This is a genomic window from Helicobacter pylori, from assembly GCF_001998165.1.
Lineage (GTDB): Bacteria > Campylobacterota > Campylobacteria > Campylobacterales > Helicobacteraceae > Helicobacter > Helicobacter pylori_DL.
On the sequence record NZ_MTWR01000057.1, the window covers coordinates 19,171 to 37,165 of the forward strand.

Consider the following 17,995-nt stretch of genomic DNA (forward strand, 5'->3'; position numbering starts at 1 on the left):
TTTGTTTGAGAAATGGATTGGTCTGACTTTGCTTCTTAATTCCTTAGCCTATCCATGCCAAAAGGTAGCCATTAGTTTCAAGCAATACGAAAATCTTATCCATATTCACCAAAAAGGCTGCGACAATGAAGTGGTGTGCCGAACGCTCATCTCTATCGCCTTATTGGAAAGTTCTTTAGGGTTGAACAACAAGCGCGAAATTTCTATTAAAGACACTTCTTATTCCATGTTTCATATCACCCTAAACACCGCTAAAAAATTCTATCCTACCTACTCTAAAACGCTCCTCAAAACCAAATTGTTAAACGATGTGGATTTTGCGATCCAATTAGCCAAACAAATTTTAAAAGAAAATTTTGATTATTACAAACAAAAACACCCCAACAAAAGCGTGTATCAATTAGTGGAAATGGCAATAGGCGCTTATAATGGGGGAATGAAACACAACCCTAATGGCACTTATGTGAAGAAGTTTCGCTGCATTTATTCTCAAGTGCGTTACAACGAGTAGAGCATACTAACTATTTTTGAATCTTTGTAATTTTTACAAGCAATCTTGGTGATACACTTCTCCTATCTTATGAATTTATAATAATATCATTTACATCATTATCTTTTAATTTTCTTTTTGTTAAGATATTTTGTCTTAATCACAGTTCGCTTGAACCCACAGGCACTAAAGATTTATCATAACTCAATTCACCTCTGGTTTTAGCGGCTTGCAAATCATCGTAAAAAGTTGCTTGATTTGGCACTTTCCCTAATTTGTATTTCTTGCTCAAGCTTGGACTCACCTTAATGAGCTCATCGGTGAAGAAGGGATCATCATAGTAAAGCGCCTTGTGGCATTTGATGGGTTTGAGCGTGTTTTCTAAAATGATAAGCTCATCGCCCATAGTCATCAATTCATCAGGGGTCATCAAAAACCGCTCCTTGTTGCTGATAGAAGTGTTGGTCTTACCCGTATTGTCATCAATGCTTCGGCTCACATCTTGCCTTGTGTATTTCCCTAACACTTTAGAAAGCTTTTCAAAATGTTCATAATAGTTATCGTTGTTGATCCCATAATACATATTCAAAGAAAGGTTGTCTAAAATAGTCTTAGCGCCATTCCTGCCATAACCAAGTGGGGGATCATTTTCTAATTGCGCCTTACTTTGAAACACAAAAGCGGGGCGCATGTTGTATTCTGCCATGATCCCTACCGCTTTAACAAAGGTCTCTAAATAGCCACACAAAGTGAATTCGTCCATAAGCATCAAGCAACTTCTTTTGCATTGTGGATCATGGATTGGCAGAATCAGGTTGCTATAAATCATCACGTTGAAAAACAGCTCTAATATCGGTCCAACAATAGTGCTTTCTTTGGGGTTAGCGATCACGCCAATACTGACCTCATCGATCCTTAAACGCCTAAAATCAAAATCATTAGCGCTCGTGAAATTCCTGATCATTGCGTTATTATAAGGAGCAAAGGCTGAAGTGTATACCCCTTGAACCGAGCTATAAGTTTCTCTAGCGCCACCCATTGTCTTGAAGTTATTCCACATGTTTCTAGTGGCAGGACTAAGCGCTCTTAGATTATCGCCACTGTTCGTTTTGTAAATCTGTGATTTGAATGTCAAACACTTTGAAGCCAAAAGGATTGATGATAAGATTTTCTTGAGAAGAGTTACCTCTAGCAAAATCATAATAAATAGTTACTTGTTTTTTAGTAATATATTCATAATTTTCCATTGTATCCGGTGTGATTTTGATGGTAATGAAAAATGTCAATCTCGTTAAGGGACTATTTTTGACTTTTTCTCTTTGTATGTTAGAGCTAATGATAGCTTCTGCTCGGACTTTATCCACGAATTGTCTGATATTTTCATTGAACATTCTCATTGCTTGGGTTTGGAAACTCACATCGCAATATTGCATCAGTTGATCCTTGCGATCCCTCAAAGAATTTTTACTATAACCAAACAGCAATGAGACAAATTTTGAAGTTGCGCTATCCACAACAGCTTCAGAATTGACAATTTGCCTAGCATCGGAGCGTTTGACAATTTTAAATTCTCCTGTGTATCGATCAATGCCATAAACAAATATATCCGTTTTCTTCAAAGGCATCATCATCACAATACTCGTTACAGCGGCGACATTGAGTGCCATAGAGAGATAAAAAGCCCTTTTGAAAGTCCTATTGGCCTTATTGAGTTTTGCCAATCTATCAAGGGCTATCACACCCCCAACCAAATTTTCATCAATCAAGACTTCTTCGTTTTTTTTCCCTAACATGCGACAGCTTTATTGTTTAATTATTGGTTTGTTGGTTGTAAAACTTGAGAGACTTTTCATTAAAAACTCCTTAAAATAACCCTAATTATAGCAAAATTTCTGTAAAAACTATGTATTTGAAAAACCTTTAACAAAAACCTTTTTGGATAAGGCGTTGAGCAAAGATTCTCTATAATATAATGTAAGTAGCGGATTGCTTCAAACAAGAAGCAAGATGAAACACGATACAACTCAAAAAGTAAGAGCGATGAGTAAGCAGTCGTAATCAGTAATGAAATTTTAGAAGCGCCTAATTCAAAGAGATAAGACAATCGCAACTCATAGAGAGAATGGTATAATATCAAAATAAGTTCTCAATTTAATTCTTGAAAGGAGCTTCATGAACGATACAACAGAGCATCATGGACCTAATCCGCTAAACGCCCCACCACCTAGCAACTCACAGAGTAACGATCTCTTAAATTTGCTAGACTCATTATATCCTAAAGGGAGTTTAGGGGAACAAAGATTTCACGAAGCTTTAAAGAATCAAGAAGAGTTGAAAAATATCCTAATAGAAATAGAAAAGCTACCGCAAGAAAAAAGGTATGAACTTCTGATGCAGATAGGACAAGCCAAACAAAGAATAATGGAAGCATACGCTCATTCATTCTTAGGATATATAGGGGGACTAGAGCATCTGTTAGGATTGTGTATGGGTGGGATATTTGTTTTGTTTGCAATCTATTTTGTATTTTTAAGAACTAGCAAAAACACAGAGCTAGTGGAAAGTCTAAAAACAAAACTAAAACTTCAGTATTTTTACTATGCCTTTGGTGTGGGTGCGGTTTTGTTTTTTGGATTAGAAACAATTAGATCGATTTATGAACTGTATATATTAGGAATTGGTAGCACTAACGACAAGGTGCTCTTTGTTTTGAAAAACATTTGCTTCATAGGTATGGGCTATTTGATTTATAAAGTTATTAAAGTTATTGGTATAAAAAATTTTATCAATGGTCTTTTCACTTCAAAGAAACAAGGCGGTGCAGAATGAAACTAATGAAACAAGAGCAATAAGGAGAAACAATAATGAAACTGAGAGCAAGTGTTTTAATCGGTGCGACAATTCTGTGCTTAACTTTAAGTGCATGCAGTAACTATGCGAAAAAAGTGGTGAAACAAAAGAACCATGTTTATACGCCTGTGTATAATGAACTGATAGAAAAGTATAGTGAGATCCCCTTAAATGACAAACTCAAAGACACACCATTCATGGTGCAAGTGAAGTTGCCAAATTACAAGGACTATTTGTTGGATAATAAACAAGTTGTACTAACTTTCAAACTTGTCCATCATTCTAAAAAGATTACGCTCATAGGCGATGCCAATAAGATCCTTCAATACAAGAATTACTTCCAAGCTAATGGAGCAAGATCTGACATTGATTTCTATTTGCAGCCTACTTTGAATCAAAAAGGTGTGGTGATGATAGCGAGTAACTACAATGATAATCCTAACAATAAAGAACAACCACAGACCTTTGATGTGTTGCAAGGGAGTCAGCCAATGCTAGGAGCTAACACAAAAAACTTGCATGGCTATGATGTGAGTGGAGCAAACAACAAGCAAGTGATTAATGAAGTGGCAAGAGAAAAAGCTCAGCTAGAAAAAATCAATCAGTATTACAAGACTCTCTTACAAGACAAGGAACAAGAATATACCACTAGGAAAAATAACCAACGAGAAATTTTAGAAACCTTGAGTAATCGTGCAGGTTATCAAATGAGGCAGAATGTGATTAGTTCTGAGATTTTTAAGAATGGCAACTTGAACATGCAAGCCAGAGAGGAAGAAGTTAGGGAGAAGTTGCAAGAAGAAAGAGAGAATGAATACTTACGCAATCAAATCAGAAGTTTGCTCAGTGGTAAGTGATTGAAAGAAAAGGAGAGAATAGATTTTTCTAAGGGTAGAGAGAAACGCCAACGGGCGTTAGCTTTACTTGATAGGTAAGGCGATCAAGTAGGTAATCTTTTTAAAGTGCTCATCATTTTTTAATTCTGTCTCTGCCCAAGACGAATATTTTTCAAACTGAATTTTGTTAGTTACACCGAGATTTTTTGTTCGTTTTCCATATCAAGCATTTTGCACTCCTTTTTCTTCCATGTATTTTTCAAGATCAAATTTCATCAGCAAATCCCTAACATAGTCGTTATATTGTTCAATGGTTTTTAGATTAGCATAGAAATTCACTTCTTCATCTGTCATCACAAACAATTTCAATAGTGGGAGCTTAGTGCCATACAATTCTATTTGCGAGTCCATTTCTCTAATACTCATCTTAAACATGATGGGCTTACTGAAGAAAGGCAGAAATATTCCAAGAATTGATCGATCAAATTTAGAGAATAAGAAATTAGGATTCTCTGCAATGGCATGCAACAGTTCCATAGTCTCACTCTCAAGCAATCGATAAACCTTTTTAAATTTATCAACACCAATGCTTTTGATAACAGCGCGATAATCTTTCATGTAATTTCTTAGAACCTTATCTAACGCTCCCTTGTTTGTATGCATCTGTTTGAAAAAATCATGCATGGTTTTTATTTGATCTATGATTTTCTTTTTTTCATCAGTGTTTAAAAGTTCGTTCTCCTGCAAGCTCTCAATAAGTTTTTCTTTCTTATCTTTTGAGTTGGCAATCATTAAGAAGAGTTTTCGCATGTTATTACTCATATCGCTCTTGATCCCTTTAATGGATTTGGTTCCTCTTTAGATTGTTCAGATCGTAAAAGTTTATATTGAAATTATACAATATTTGTTGCGTGAGAATTTCAGAGCGGTCATAATTCAAAGAGCAAGAAACTATTTTTTTAACCATAAAATATTGCTTCAATCACTCTTGTATCTATTTTTCAAAACCTACAAAAAACGCTTTCACAAATAGCCCTAAACCGATTTAAAAAAGTTTTAATGTTTATAAAAAGCAAGATAAGTTGTAAGAATGCGTTACAACTAAAATAAAGAGTCAAGATAACTCATTTTCAAAAAGGAGCCTTAAGTAATAAAATCATAATGTTCAGCTAGTAATCTATTGCCTTGTTGATCAAACAAAGCTCTGCATGAAAGATGAAAAAATTTCATCTTTAGAGAGTTAATACACCACTAGAGTCTTACTTGAGAGACACTCATTTTATTAGTGGCTTTGTCTGATTTGTTGCTACCAAAACCATTACCAACCAAAGCAGATCCCATGTTTTTGATACTATCGAATCCATTCTTCAGCACTTCTGCCATAAAATTCTTGATATTGTCCATAGGCAAGTTGAATTTTTTCCCTAATATTTCATTAAGTCCCATCATTAACATCAGAAAGAACAAAAAATTTAATATCATAGAAAACAAATCACTGGATAAACCTGTAAAAAGATTTGTTCCGCCACCCAACAAAGAAGCTAAAATTTTTCCCATACTCAATCCTTTTATTTTTGGTTGTGTAAGTTCTTGCTTGTTCGGATCTCTAATGCGTGTTTTAGTAGGAAGCATTTCACAATAGCATGCCTAAAGCTACTAAGAAAATTCTTGAATCTAAGATTACTCATGAAATCAAGCGGTAAGCAACCACCAATCGCAAACAAATCAAATATTTTGCCACCAAACAAGCCATATCCTTTTTGTTTTTATCTCCTAATTATAGCAAATTTTTCTCAATATTAATTTGGAAAACCACCACCATATCAAAAACAAATCACTAACACACTAGATGCAGAATTATTTTTAAAAAACGCTCCTTTAAATTTAAAATCATGGGGTTTTAGGATTTGAATACCAAAAATAGATTGTTTTTTTCAAATAAGCTAGCTTTGGGTATGCACTTAAAAAGATTTTAGTTTTTAGTCAGTAAGGTTTTATGCTAATGTGTGGAAATAAAGAAATTTCTCTAAATCAAGTCTTAAGAAATTTTTGAACGAATCATAAGAACCAATTTTGCCATTGAGTCATAAGCATGATTAGCTTCATTGTGAATTTTGCGTGGCTTAAGAGATAGTATTTGCTTATTATGCTGAGAGAAACGAGTAACAAAAGATAAGTAGTGTAATAAAAAAAGCTAGGTTTTATTATAAGAGCAAACAAGAATAATATTGGATAAACTAAAATCACCCCTGCCCCATAAGAAAAAAGCGCTATTAAAAAACCTATAACGATAGAGCTGATATTGAACAGCCTATAATAAAGGCTGTACTTATCTAAATGTTTGTTGAAAGAATGTTTGAATTGTAAGAAGTTTTGTTTTAATTTGCTAATCGGCTGTTTCATTTTGGTTTTTAAAGAAATAGTTCAAGGCGGTGAACCTATAAAGAAGCATAAAATAATAAATATTTTACAAAACCACCCTAATCTAACTCCAAATCTCAAAGAATACCCCACTTGCTGATACTAACATGCGGTATAGCACAAACCAACGATTTGTTTGTTTATGCCAAAAAAAGAACAAAAAACATCTGTTAAAGAATAAAGGAGTTTTCCATCTAAAAAACACAAATCTATTATATAGAAATAATCTTAAAAGAAACTTAAAAAATACCAACAAGCCGCATACAAGCAAGAAAAACATAACACCATAAGACTTAGATTTTATTTACCTTTTGGATATGGAAAAATTTTGGTTCATAGTTTTGTAAAAATTGTGGTAAAATGTATTGATATTTTTTGAAAATTTAAGGTTACAAAAACTATAAGATGCTTGCAAAAATCGTTTTTAGCTCATTGGTTGCGTTTGGAGTTTTGTCGGCTAATGTGGAGCAGTTTGGTTCATTTTTCAACGAGATAAAAAAAGAACAAGAAGAAGTGGCCGCAAAAGAAGACGCTCTTAAAGCTCGCAAGAAGCTCTTAAACAATACGCATGATTTCTTAGAAGACTTGGTTTTTAGAAAACAAAAAATCAAAGAGCTTGTGGATTACAGAGCTAAAGTTCTTTTAGATTTAGAAAACAAATACAAAAAAGAAAAAGAGGCTCTAGAGAAAGAGACAAGAGGTAAAATCCTTACTGCTAAGTCAAAGGCTTATGGTGATCTAGAGCAAGCCTTAAAAGATAACCCTCTCTATAAGAAACTTCTCCCTAACCCTTATGCCTATGTTTTAAACCAAGAAACATTCACCAAAGAAGATAAGGAGCGTTTGAGTTATTACTACCCCCAAGTGAAAACGAGCAGTATTTTTAAAAAAACTACCGCTACCACTAAAGATAAGGCTCAGGCTTTGCTTCAAATGGGTGTGTTTTCTTTAGATGAAGAGCAAAACAAAAAAGCGAGCCGATTAGCTCTATCTTACAAGCAAGCGATTGAAGAATATTCCAATAACATTTCTAATTTATTGAGCAGAAAAGAATTGGATAATATAGATTATTACTTACAGCTTGAAAGAAACAAGTTTGACTCCAAAGCAAAAGATATTGCTCAAAAGGCTACTAACACGCTTATTTTTAACTCGGAACGCTTGGCGTTTAGCATGGCGATTGATAAGATTAATGAGAAATACTTAAAGGGCTATGAGGCTTTTTCTAACTTGTTGAAAAATGTCAAAGATGATGTGGAATTGAATACTCTGACTAAAAACTTCACCAACCAAAAATTGAGTTTCGCTCAAAAACAAAAATTGTGTTTGTTGGTTTTAGACAGCTTCAATTTTGATACCCAATCCAAAAAATCTATATTAAAAAAGACTAATGAATACAATATCTTCGTAGATAGCGATCCTATGATGAGCGACAAAACAACTATGCAAAAAGAACACTACAAGATATTTAATTTCTTCAAAACAGTGGTTTCTGCATACCGGAACAATGTTGCCAAGAATAACCCCTTTGAATAGGAAAGGAGACGCTCTTGAAAAGTATCTTCAAAAAATTAGGTTCTGTCGCTCTTTATTCTTTGGTTATTTATGGGGGCTTAAACGCTATCAATACAGCATTGTTACCGAGTGAATACAAAGAATTAGTGGCTTTAGGCTTTAAAAAAATCAAAACACTCCATCAAAGACATGACGACGAAGAAGTTACAAAAGAGGAAAAAGAATTCGCCACTAACGCTTTGAGAGAAAAATTACGAAATGATAGGGCGAGAGCAGAGCAAATTCAAAAGAATATTGAAGCGTTTGAAAAAAAGAACAACTCTTCTATTCAAAAAAAAGCGGCTAAGCACAGAGGATTGCAAGAATTAAACGAAACTAATGCTAACCCTTTGAATGACAACCCTAATGGCAATTCTTCCACTGAAACCAAATCTAATAAAGATGATAACTTTGATGAGATGATCAATAAGGTGAATGAAGCTTTTGTAAAACCTACTGCTCCGCTTGTGCCTAATGAGTGGAGAACGCCTGAAATTGAAATCATTATCAATGAGTGTATTATTTCAAGCAACGATTATGATGGGTTAAGAAAGTGTTTGATCAAAGGCATCAAGGATCAAAAAATTCTTGCCCCCTTATTAGAAAAAATTCAAGAAATAGAGACAGAAAATAACAAGTTTTCTAGACAACACTTGAGTGGTTTAAAACTCGCTCTTAATAACAGCAACAATAGAACCTTTCTTATAGCTTCGTGCGCTATTTGTGAGAAGAGAAAAAAAGAAATGGAGCAAGAAAATAACTACCAAGATACTACAAATGCAAGTGAGTTTGGCACTACTGATACAAAAGAAAATGAAGCAAAAGATGCAACATTCTCAAACAATCGCTCTAAATCTGAACTGCCCAATAGCGTCATTAATCAAATAGAACAAAGCATCGCTCATGGAAAAAAATAGCGATCCAAATTATTAGTGCAAAAAACAACTAGAGAAACAAATCCCAAAAATTAGAAATCATAGCCTATCGTCTCAGAAAAATCATTTAACAATGATCTTACTTGATTGCCTTTCTTGTAGGTATTGTCGCTTACTTTGTTCTAGGGATCTTTCTAATGCGTCCAATTCCTCTAAATAATTTAAAAAGACCTTGTTTTGAGCTAACATAAGCTTTCTGATTCCTTTGATGAAATTTTTATTCTTTAGACTTTCTACAAGCGTCTGTGAAGCAGTGATTAAGGAAGCTGTACCTCCAATGTTGCTCTGATACGCCTTTAGAGAAGTTTCTAAACGCTCTCTTATATTTTGTTTTTCTTGCTCGATTTTCAGCTTCCCTTCACAATAAAGAACTAAAACTTTATCGGATATTCCGCATTGTTGCTCAGCAGTATTTTGGTCTAAGGGATTGATTTTCATATAGGTTAATAAAAGTTCAGGGCTAGACATATAAGTCTTGAAAATCACATCTTCTGAGATGAAAAATAACTCATTCGCTTCAAAATTGGCTTTCAATAACGCTAAATCTCCCCTCAAAGCAATGGCTGCTTTTTTGATGTTTAGAGCATCTTCTGTACCCATTTTATCATTAGCGCTAGGGCTAGTGGTTGAAAAAATCTCATCTAGGTTTTTGAGCACTTGCTGGTTGGTCTCTTTGTAGGTGCTATCCAGTTGCTTTAAGCCGCTTGTTATATCTTCTGCCATCAAAACAGACAATAGCAAAAAAGAAGATATGGTATTTTTCACGAGTGTTTTCATTTGACAATAACTTTAGAGCTAGCAATGTTTCTTGCTGTCGTTTCTCTTTCTAATTTCAGTTGTTCTTCCCAAAGGTCGGCTTTTTTTTCAAGATTCTCTATATAGTTTAAATGATTTTCTGCGTTTAAGATAGCAACTTCTATGAGCGCGTTCAAATCTACTGATCCTTTTAAGGTTTTGATTTCTCCATTGATCCCATTCAAATAAGCGATATTTTGAAAATCTGCATCACTCAGTTTATTTTGAATAAGGGCTACAATCATTCTGTAATTCTGAATAACCTGTTCCATAAGGCATGCTGAAATTTTTAGCCCATCAAGATAGGGGCATTTTGTGGGTACTAGAGTAAATGTTTCAATGATTCCAAATGGTGCACCCATGCTTGAAAAAAACTAAGAGCAGGCGCGTAGATGGCGCTTTGAAACAAAGCCTGACCCGTTAGGGAATTATAATCAATAAGGGTCGCTTTTTGCATAGCTGTTTTCAACCATGTTTCAAAACCTTTTAAGGTTTCTTCAAACGCCTTGATACCAATCGTATTGTAAGCGATGTATTGAGCGTTGTCAGAAGAACTTCCTAGAGCTTGAGAAAGCATTTCCATTTGTGTTTTTAGGGTAACGCTCGGTTCAAAGCTATTTTTTAACGCTTCTAAGAGAGCGTTTTGCTGGTTCATTTTGAGCTTGATTATTTCGTTATTTTTTTGGAGCGCGATTTGCATGTTTTGGATTTCTGTTTGGGTGTTAATTTTTTGTTTTTCCACGATCATTTTGACATTCCCCCCCAATGCGCTAAGCGCGCTTGAATACCCTTCCATGACGCCAAGCAAGATGTCTGAACCTGCAAAAAACCCCCCTGTCATGCCATTGACACCATTAATAACGCCATTAGCCCCTTTTAACATAGCGCTCATGGTTGCAAGCTGGGTTCTCAATTCTCCCTCTATTTGCGCTTGAATGGCTTTTTCTTTGGCACTAGATTGAGCTTCTATGGCTTTTAATTCGGCTTGAGCGGTTTTTTGTTTGGCTTGTGCGTCCGCCTGAATGGCTTTTAAGGCAGGTTCAAGCGTTATTACTACCTCTGCACCATTCAAGGACAAGCCACAAAAAGTCAAGAAAGAAAATATGCTTAAAAAACATTTCACATCTCTTTCCTCACTTCACGATTATTTTAGTTTGCACCCTTTCTGTTAAGTAGCTATCTTTTTGCCCCTTAAGCTTGTCTTTGATGTAATCAAGGTAAGTCAAATGCGATTTTAAAAAAGATTTATTCGCTACTATATTGTAATTATATAGCGAACTTATGTTAGAAATCGCTTGAGTGTCATAGGTGCTAGTAGCCAATCCTGATTGATTAAGTATCATTTGAGAAGCGTTCTGCAACAAATTGGTATTGTTTTTCACAAATTCTATATAGTATTCTCTCAAAATTTCTGCTACTTTTTCAGCATAGCAATAAACGGCAAGAACTTTGTCCCCAATAGGGCATGCAGGGGTGGTCATAGGATTAACGCCTGAAGTTAGGGCATTAGTGGCTAACGCTTGGTATTTGGCATAAACAGTGGGCATAGAAACACTCACAGGAGTCATAGAAATTTGCATGCAACTGAAAAACACTTTTGATGAGCCAACAAGTGCACCTAAAGCGGTGCAGCTATCAAGGGAATCGGCTGTATCATTCATTGAGCTGTTGCTTGCTTGAGAACGCAGTTGCTCTTGTAGAGCTAGGGCGTATTTTGGTGCTGCACTTGTAATATTGCCTAAGATACCGCTCATCATTTCAACCGTTGTTGGCACGCTAGGAACAGCGATTTGATTCGTCGCATAAGCTTCAATAGCGCTAGGATTTTTAGGGGTGGTGTTACTCGCTAAAATGCTTGCAATCTGACTATTAACAGCACTAATTTGCGCGCCTTGCGTGTTGCCTTGCGCGTTAAATTCCCCTGTTAATTTGCTGATATTTAAGATATTGTTCCCCACAGCCATGCTTTGATCGTTAAAACCTTGATACAATTGGTTGTATTGTTGGTTAGCGGCTTTCATAGGCATGCTTACGGCTTCAGCGATGCTCTGATTGTATTGGGTCATGATAGCGGTCATTTGCGGATTAGTAAATCCCACAACAATAGGAATAATCGCTGCTGACATAGCACCCGCTACTATTCCTGCAAATGGCCCTGCAACACCACTTGTGCTTGAGATGATTGAGGAAATTTCCGATAAGAACCCCGCAGAAGATGATTCATATATAGCTTGTGTACCTGCCATGTTAATACCCTCCTAGTTAATACCCTAAGATCGGTGGTAAAAACGATGAATCTGAGTATGTTGGTGCATAGCCATACATGAAAGGATTGTTTGGACCGTAATCGCCCATCATTTGGCTCATGAGAAGATTTTGAATGCCCCACATCGCATTGATGCCTAGATTATCATTAGGTTGAAAACTCCCTAAACTTATGTCGTCAAATTTGATATTAACATTTTTATCATTATAGTCATTGAGTATGGCCACTTTTTGCTCTAGGGTTTCTTTAGGGATCTCTATTTTTAGCTGATCTCTAGAAACAAGCCCCACGCTATTTAGTGCCATATCTTCAGGACTAATATCTTTTATATCTATATCAGTGTTTTGGTCAGCGTTAAGCGGAGCGTTAAACATGCCAATGATAAGACACCAAGCAAATAGTGATTTAATTTTATAGAAATTCGTTTTCATACTTTTGACTCCTTTATTCTTATTTTTAGCATTATTCTAGCGCATTAACACCACTCAATCGCTATTTTTGTTTTGATTTTCTTGATCGAGCATTTTGTTTGTTACTTCATCAATGTTTTGAAAATATTTTTCAAAAAGCTCTTTCTTTTTAGCTTCAACGCTCATATCAGTTTGAATCCAATTAGGAATAATGGAGTCCATGATCAAATGCGTGAAGTCATAGGCATGATTGGTTGGGTATATTTTGTTCTGAACATAGTATTCTAAAAAATTTGCTTGAACAAAAAAATTCTCTATATCGCTCTGCATGTCCTCGCTTATGTTGTTATTGATAGGTTTTTCTAGTAATCTGAGAATCCTATACGACTGCCTGATAGTTTCTAGCATGAAGTAAGCATAAACATAAACTAATGAAACAAAAGAATTATTGGCTTTAAACGAGCTTGCATCATTCTTCCCACTTTGAAGAGGAATTAATCTTGATAATGTTTTTTGGGGATCTTGCCCATCGTTTATTTCTTTAAAAAAGCGGAAGTCTAAATCCTGATTACTGAGAAATGACTTGACAAAGTGAAGATTAGCGTTAAGACTATCTATGAGACCTGAATAAAGGTGTTCCGTTTTGACATCATCTATATTCAAAACATTCTCATAAAACACATTGACATGGTCTTCTAAGAAATTAGAAAAATCATAAAGAGCGGTAAGGTTTTGTTCAGTGATTTCACCTTCCATTTCTTCTTCTATGAAGTCCAATTCTTCTCTCAGTTCAAAAAGGTAATTAGAAAAACTATCCAAAATCGTCAAGACATCATTTTCCAAAATTTTCAATAATTTTTGTTCGCGCAAACTTTGTTTCATTTTAATACTCCTCTATTTGTTGATACATTTGCCTCAAGGCCTGATATTTATCTATGATACTATGGTTTTGGATAATCTTGTCAATTTCTTTGACAAATACAGTATCTGTGGATAAAATTTTCAAATATTCTTTAGGAATGCCTCTCAAATTAAAACTAGCGATAACGCTAGGGCTTCCATCCTATTTGTAGAGGATTTTCCTATCTAGCCCCTTAGTGATGATTTCAAATTCTTTTTCTGTAACATTAGCTAATCTTTGGTAATCAGAAAGATTACCCCCATCGTTTCTCAAAAAAATCTTTGTAGGGCATTGTTCTCTAATCGTATCAGCAATAGGGCAAGCCAAAAGATCAGTGATGCTTTGAGTCGCAAGTCTAACAATAGCGTTTCTTTTCCTTGCAGTTTTTAGCATGTCTCTTACAAAATAAGCGACCTTTGGATCGCCTAAATATTTCCACGCTTCATCAATATCTAAGACAAATCTACGCCCATCCATTGCCTCTTGGATACGAGCGAAAAGGTAAAAACAAATAAAGGGTGAAACATCATTATTGTCTAAGAAACTTGACCCATCAACGCCAATAATCGTTTTTGAAAAATCTAAGCGATCTGTTGCTTTATTATCAAAAAGCCATTGAAATTCACCATTGGTTGATTTGCAAAAAGGCGCTAATCGCGCGACAAGCCCATTAGGATCGTTGTGGTCTTTTCCAAAAGCATTAATAAGTTGAGTGATGGGATAATCTAGGTTCATATCTCCTGTGATAAGGTTGGTTACTGCCGCTGCAAGCGTGTTAGAATCTGCTAGGCTAAAAGAGATGCTGTTGCCATTTTCATCTTTTTCATCGCTTTTGGTCGCTAGGTTTTTCACAAGCTCTTTGACAACAGAAATAGCCGTTTGTTTTTGTTCCATTGTTGCATCTGTTTTTTGCACATAAGCCGCCCAAGCAAAAGGATTTAATCCTGTATCTGTCCCTAGCTCAATCTTGACATACTCCCCACCCATTGCGACAATATTCCCATAAGCGCCATAATCTTTATCCATATAAACCATAGTGAGCTTTTGCTTGTCTTTGCTGACATTAGTAGGAAAATTGTGAACAAATTGTCCCATAGCGTTCAAGGTCATTGACATAAACACTGTCTTACCTGAACCGGTTGAGCCAAGTATCAAAGTGTGTCCTGCTGAAGCTGAACCAAAATCAGTGGGCATGTGGAAGTTCAGATAAAAAGGCGAATTGATCTCGCTTTTTAGCGTCATCACACTATTGCCCCAAGCGTTATTGTCTTGATTGCCATCAAAACTCATCGCTCTCATAGCGATGAAATCAGCAAAATTATTAGAAGTTACATCAAAAATAAAAGGAAGCGTGATAAAAGAGCAATGTTTGGCAAAAAAGTAATTTTCCATAGAGAAAGTCGCCGCGTTGGCTAAAAAACCTTTAGCGTTAAGACTAGAGACGCATTCCTTAACGCTTTGTTTCATTTTTTCAAAGCTATCAGCAAACAGCACTAAAGAATTACCATAACTGCCTAGCGTAATATCACCATTACCCACTAACTCGCTCAAACAACCCAAAGTCATGCCCTGCTCTTTAGAGCCTCCACTAATAATAATTCTTCTAGAGGTGAAAGCCAGTTTGTCCTTTAAAACCTGTGAGTTTTTAGGCGAATAAGCATGCATGAAAATAAATTCGCTGTCTAGAGCGTTGATTTTATCAAACAAATCGCTCTGTGATTTAGGGGCGTATTCACTAATCTCAATAGCGCTAAAATATTTTTCACTCAAATCGTCATTTAAGATTTTTCCATGCTTATTGGCAAAATAAACTTCTTTCACCCCACCATGCATTTTTTCCTTGAGATACAAGTCTTTTCGGTTGCAAATAAAAGGGGCTTCATTCATTCCCACAAGAAAATTGTAAAATTCGCATTGTTTGGAGTAAATAATGCCATCTTTGGTGTATTCTTTCAATCTAGTGGGGTGGTATTTACTCAATAGCTCTTCTATGAGCTCTATCCTATCCTTGAAGTTTTCAAGCTTGGCTCTAATAATCCTTTGAAACTCTTCAAAATTATTGTCTGCAAAATGCTTTTTATTCATAACGGGTTCATTGAGAGTGTCTAATAAATCTTGCTCTATGGTGAGATAAAAACTAATATCATAAAAACTTTCTCTTTTTTGCTTCTCATTATAGGCTCGCATAAAATCATTAGAAAAAGCAAGACCATAGTCCCTATTGGTTTCATCAATAACGATTTTCTTTTTAACAGTGTGGAAATAAAATTTGAATTCAGGGGTAACAAAATTCCTAAAAACGCTATAAATAGAAGCGTGTAACTCTATGAGATCTTTTTTGGAAGTGGTTAAAAAATCAATGCCCCCCAATTTGATTGTGCCTAAAAGAGAATAGTTGTTAGTAAGGATCACCCCATCATCTAAAAAACATTCATAGTTATTCGCTAGATAGGAGTTTGCAGCACTCACAAGCCTGTCTTCTCTGTTTGGATTTAAGTGGATGTCATTAGCCATTTCTTTACTAGGCTTCATGGAAAAAATGCTCATGAATGCTTTATTTTTCACGCCCTTAAACAAAAAAGGTTTTTTAAATTTCATCGCTCGCTCCATTCTTTGATAAAGCCTATAATCTTTCTTGAATCCAAGAGCTACAAGCACAATAACAATCGCTACAATCAAAACAGGTTCATAGGCTTGAAAAAGAATAACAGATAATACAATTGTTACAAACAATATAAATATGGAGGAGTAAATAAAAGTTTCAGGGAAACCAAACAACCTATTCCCCCCATCAAATAAGACTTTAAAAAAGGGATTGACACCTTTTTGCATGTCTGCTTTAAGCTCTTCTATTTTTTGAAACTGCCGCTTTTGAACCTCTTGCTCTATGACTAGCTTTTTTTGTTCGTCAGCTTGTTTGCTTGCCACAAACACCCCTCTCTTTATAGATATACCGCTTCACATGTAATCGTATAAAAGATTTTTTTGAGAGACTCTACGGTGCTAATGTGTTTCAAAAGATCATTAGGGTCATAAGAATTGAATACAGCCAATAAAACATTATATAGCTTATCATCGCATAAAATTTCTCTTGTTTCTCCGCGCAATGACAGAAAGCAGCGTTGTTTGTTGGTCGTGCTGATGCTTTTGAAAGTAAAAAAGTCTTTCACTTCAGGATTGATCTGTAATTCTACATTCAGTCCCATTTCTTTACCCTTTTCATCAAAGATTTTTTCAATAATGGGATCGTAATGCTTCAAATCCTTTATTTTTTTAAGGACTCTATTGACAATCACGAAATCAAAAACTTCATCTTTGATAATATCGGGATTGACTTCTTTGAAAGTTACTTTCTTGTCTTTCAAATTTTTGATAGTCGCTTTAAAACTATCAAAATCTAAATTTGTATAAACACGCCCACTAGGAGTGTTTTTTTCTTTTTCTAGCACTTCCTTTTTGGCTTCTTTGTCATCATTTGCTGACCCATACGAACTGAAAACAACAAGACTTAAGAGAACTTTTAAAAAAAAGCCTCTTAGTTTTTTATTGCTATTATTATTGTTGATCAATTTAGCTAGCTCCTCCACTCTCGCCAATATTGAAGCCAAACTTAGTGCTCAAATAGATAATACCGCCTGCTACCGCTAACATAGCTATGGGCTGCGCGTAAGCAAAAACAGTCGCCTGACCTCTTTTGATGTCATCAGAGATTTTCCAAATATCTGCTATGCCTTTGACCCCTAGAGCGCAACCACCTACGATCGCTAAAACAGCAATGATCTGAACAACCAAAGATTTAGTCTCAGTAATGCCTGTTGCAGGACTGGTGACTGCCATTAAAGGATTGGTTGTTATCGCTAGCCCTAAAGTTACTACAACTTTCTTGTAGCTGTCAGTGATTCTTGTAAGAAATTTCATGCGTTTCCTTTCAGATTGGAATAAATAATGGTGTTATTATACCATAAAAAAAATATTTTTACACTTTCACGCAAGCACCACTAGATTAACTGGTCTAGCGTGTATCCTTTTTGATTCAAATCAAAACCGACGCTTTTGTTTGGCAACTGACATAATTTAGGAACAATAAACCTACTTGTCCCAACCATTTTTCTTTCTCAAGTCGTTGTAGAATTGTAGATCTTTAGGATCTTTGATGTATTTTTTAATCGTCTCAGGTTGAAACCTAAAAACAAGCAAAAACAAACCCAAGCTGATCAGAGTGAGAATAAAACTCCATTTTAAGCAACTCCATAGACCACTAAAGAAACTTTTTTTGAGACTCTCTTTGAAAATCTGTCCTATTGATTTGTTTTCCATTTTGTTTCCCATGTGGATCTGTGGATCACAAACGCTTAATTATACATGCTATAGTAAGCATGACACACAAACCAAACTATTTTTAGAACGCTTCATGCACCCACCTTGCTCCTAACCATTTCTCCAACCATCTTTAGCGTTGCATTTGATTTCTTCAAAAAGGCTCATTTCTTATTTCTTGTTCTTATTAAAATTTGTCTATTTTAACAAGTTTTTGTTA

Annotated in this window: 17 protein-coding genes and 4 pseudogenes; 6 read left to right on the plus strand and 15 right to left on the minus strand. The window is 35.3% G+C overall.

Annotated features, from left to right (window positions below; all coding sequences use genetic code 11):
* The first annotated feature begins 1 nt into the window (after position 1).
* Positions 2 to 511 carry a VirB1 family T4SS lytic transglycosylase Cag4 gene (gene cag4 / locus BZK24_RS06940; RefSeq protein ID WP_077656981.1) on the plus strand — a complete coding sequence of 170 codons (510 nt, stop codon included), beginning with the start codon at positions 2 to 4 and terminating at the stop codon, positions 509 to 511.
* Between the two features lie 139 nt (positions 512 to 650).
* Here the strand turns inward: cag4 and cag5 are convergent.
* Together cag5 and cagV are read right to left on the minus strand one after the other, a co-directional pair.
* Positions 651 to 1,592 (minus strand): annotated as a pseudogene (gene cag5 / locus BZK24_RS06945) (VirD4 family type IV secretion system ATPase Cag5); the annotation flags it as partial.
* Positions 1,591 to 2,283: pseudogene (gene cagV / locus BZK24_RS06950) on the minus strand (cag pathogenicity island type IV secretion system protein CagV); the annotation flags it as partial. The pseudogenes cag5 and cagV, both read right to left, overlap by 2 nt.
* Before the next feature lie 379 nt (positions 2,284 to 2,662).
* On the opposite strand from cagV, the gene cagU reads away from it, so the two are divergent.
* On the plus strand, positions 2,663 to 3,319 hold the full coding sequence (cagU, locus tag BZK24_RS06955; protein WP_077656983.1) for a cag pathogenicity island translocation protein CagU: 657 nt from the start codon (positions 2,663 to 2,665) through the stop codon (positions 3,317 to 3,319).
* Between the two features lie 35 nt (positions 3,320 to 3,354).
* Positions 3,355 to 4,197 (plus strand): type IV secretion system apparatus protein CagT, encoded by an 843-nt coding sequence (gene cagT, locus BZK24_RS06960; RefSeq protein ID WP_000776471.1) that lies wholly within the window; start codon positions 3,355 to 3,357, stop codon positions 4,195 to 4,197.
* Positions 4,198 to 4,398: 201 nt separating this feature from the next.
* On the opposite strand, the gene cagS is transcribed toward cagT, so the two are convergent.
* From cagS to cagP, 4 genes are all read right to left on the minus strand, one after another.
* Positions 4,399 to 4,998, minus strand: a complete 600-nt coding sequence (gene cagS / locus BZK24_RS06965) for a cag pathogenicity island protein CagS (RefSeq protein ID WP_077656984.1) — start codon at positions 4,996 to 4,998, stop codon at positions 4,399 to 4,401.
* A gap of 429 nt (positions 4,999 to 5,427) precedes the next feature.
* Positions 5,428 to 5,808 carry a cag pathogenicity island type IV secretion system protein CagQ gene (gene cagQ, locus BZK24_RS06970; RefSeq protein WP_077656985.1) on the minus strand — a complete coding sequence of 127 codons (381 nt, stop codon included), beginning with the start codon at positions 5,806 to 5,808 and terminating at the stop codon, positions 5,428 to 5,430.
* The gene (locus BZK24_RS09665) at positions 5,745 to 5,924 is read right to left on the minus strand and encodes a hypothetical protein (RefSeq protein ID WP_077656986.1); all 180 of its coding nucleotides are present in this window, start codon (positions 5,922 to 5,924) and stop codon (positions 5,745 to 5,747) included. Before BZK24_RS09665 ends, cagQ begins: the two co-directional genes overlap by 64 nt.
* A 310-nt stretch (positions 5,925 to 6,234) precedes the next feature.
* On the minus strand, positions 6,235 to 6,579 hold the full coding sequence (gene cagP, locus BZK24_RS06980; protein ID WP_077656987.1) for a cag pathogenicity island protein CagP: 345 nt from the start codon (positions 6,577 to 6,579) through the stop codon (positions 6,235 to 6,237).
* 423 nt (positions 6,580 to 7,002) lie between these two features.
* Here cagP and cagM point away from each other — a divergent pair, with 423 nt between their 5' ends.
* The gene (gene cagM, locus BZK24_RS06990; RefSeq protein WP_000879921.1) at positions 7,003 to 8,133 is read left to right on the plus strand and encodes a type IV secretion system apparatus protein CagM; all 1,131 of its coding nucleotides are present in this window, start codon (positions 7,003 to 7,005) and stop codon (positions 8,131 to 8,133) included.
* A gap of 14 nt (positions 8,134 to 8,147) precedes the next feature.
* Positions 8,148 to 9,068: a cag pathogenicity island type IV secretion system protein CagN gene (cagN, locus tag BZK24_RS06995; RefSeq protein ID WP_077656989.1), complete on the plus strand. Its 921-nt coding sequence runs from the start codon at positions 8,148 to 8,150 to the stop codon at positions 9,066 to 9,068.
* Between the two features lie 81 nt (positions 9,069 to 9,149).
* On the opposite strand, the gene cagL is transcribed toward cagN, so the two are convergent.
* The 3 genes and pseudogenes from cagL to BZK24_RS07010 form a co-directional block, all read right to left on the minus strand.
* On the minus strand, positions 9,150 to 9,863 hold the full coding sequence (gene cagL, locus BZK24_RS07000) for a cag pathogenicity island VirB5 family T4SS-associated adhesin CagL (protein ID WP_077656990.1): 714 nt from the start codon (positions 9,861 to 9,863) through the stop codon (positions 9,150 to 9,152).
* A pseudogene (gene cagI, locus BZK24_RS07005) lies at positions 9,860 to 11,004 on the minus strand (cag pathogenicity island type IV secretion system translocation protein CagI). Before cagI ends, cagL begins: the two are co-directional and overlap by 4 nt.
* 10 nt (positions 11,005 to 11,014) lie before the next feature.
* A complete protein-coding gene (locus BZK24_RS07010) occupies positions 11,015 to 11,959 on the minus strand; it encodes a sodium:calcium antiporter (RefSeq protein ID WP_232258808.1) in 945 nt (314 codons plus the stop codon).
* Between BZK24_RS07010 and BZK24_RS09670 the strand changes: the two genes are divergently transcribed.
* Complete coding sequence (locus BZK24_RS09670; RefSeq protein WP_000562356.1) at positions 11,946 to 12,143, plus strand: hypothetical protein; 198 nt, start codon at positions 11,946 to 11,948, stop codon at positions 12,141 to 12,143. The two genes, BZK24_RS07010 and BZK24_RS09670, sit on opposite strands and share 14 nt — an antisense overlap.
* Here BZK24_RS09670 and cagG read toward each other — a convergent pair whose 3' ends face one another.
* The 6 genes and pseudogenes from cagG to cagB form a co-directional block, all read right to left on the minus strand.
* Positions 12,144 to 12,578, minus strand: a complete 435-nt coding sequence (gene cagG / locus BZK24_RS07015) for a cag pathogenicity island type IV secretion system translocation protein CagG (RefSeq protein WP_000855911.1) — start codon at positions 12,576 to 12,578, stop codon at positions 12,144 to 12,146.
* A 54-nt stretch (positions 12,579 to 12,632) separates the two neighbouring features.
* A complete protein-coding gene (gene cagF, locus BZK24_RS07020) occupies positions 12,633 to 13,439 on the minus strand; it encodes a type IV secretion system chaperone CagF (RefSeq protein ID WP_000814257.1) in 807 nt (268 codons plus the stop codon).
* 1 nt (position 13,440) lies between these two features.
* Positions 13,441 to 16,392: pseudogene (gene cagE, locus BZK24_RS07025) on the minus strand (cag pathogenicity island type IV secretion system ATPase CagE).
* An 8-nt stretch (positions 16,393 to 16,400) separates the two neighbouring features.
* Entirely contained in the window at positions 16,401 to 17,024 is a 624-nt protein-coding gene (gene cagD / locus BZK24_RS07030; RefSeq protein ID WP_077656994.1) for a cag pathogenicity island type IV secretion system protein CagD, read from the minus strand.
* A gap of 4 nt (positions 17,025 to 17,028) precedes the next feature.
* A complete protein-coding gene (locus BZK24_RS07035) occupies positions 17,029 to 17,376 on the minus strand; it encodes a CagC family type IV secretion system protein (RefSeq protein ID WP_077656992.1) in 348 nt (115 codons plus the stop codon).
* A gap of 171 nt (positions 17,377 to 17,547) precedes the next feature.
* The gene (cagB, locus tag BZK24_RS07040; RefSeq protein ID WP_000428894.1) at positions 17,548 to 17,775 is read right to left on the minus strand and encodes a cag pathogenicity island protein B; all 228 of its coding nucleotides are present in this window, start codon (positions 17,773 to 17,775) and stop codon (positions 17,548 to 17,550) included.
* Positions 17,776 to 17,995: the final 220 nt, after the last annotated feature.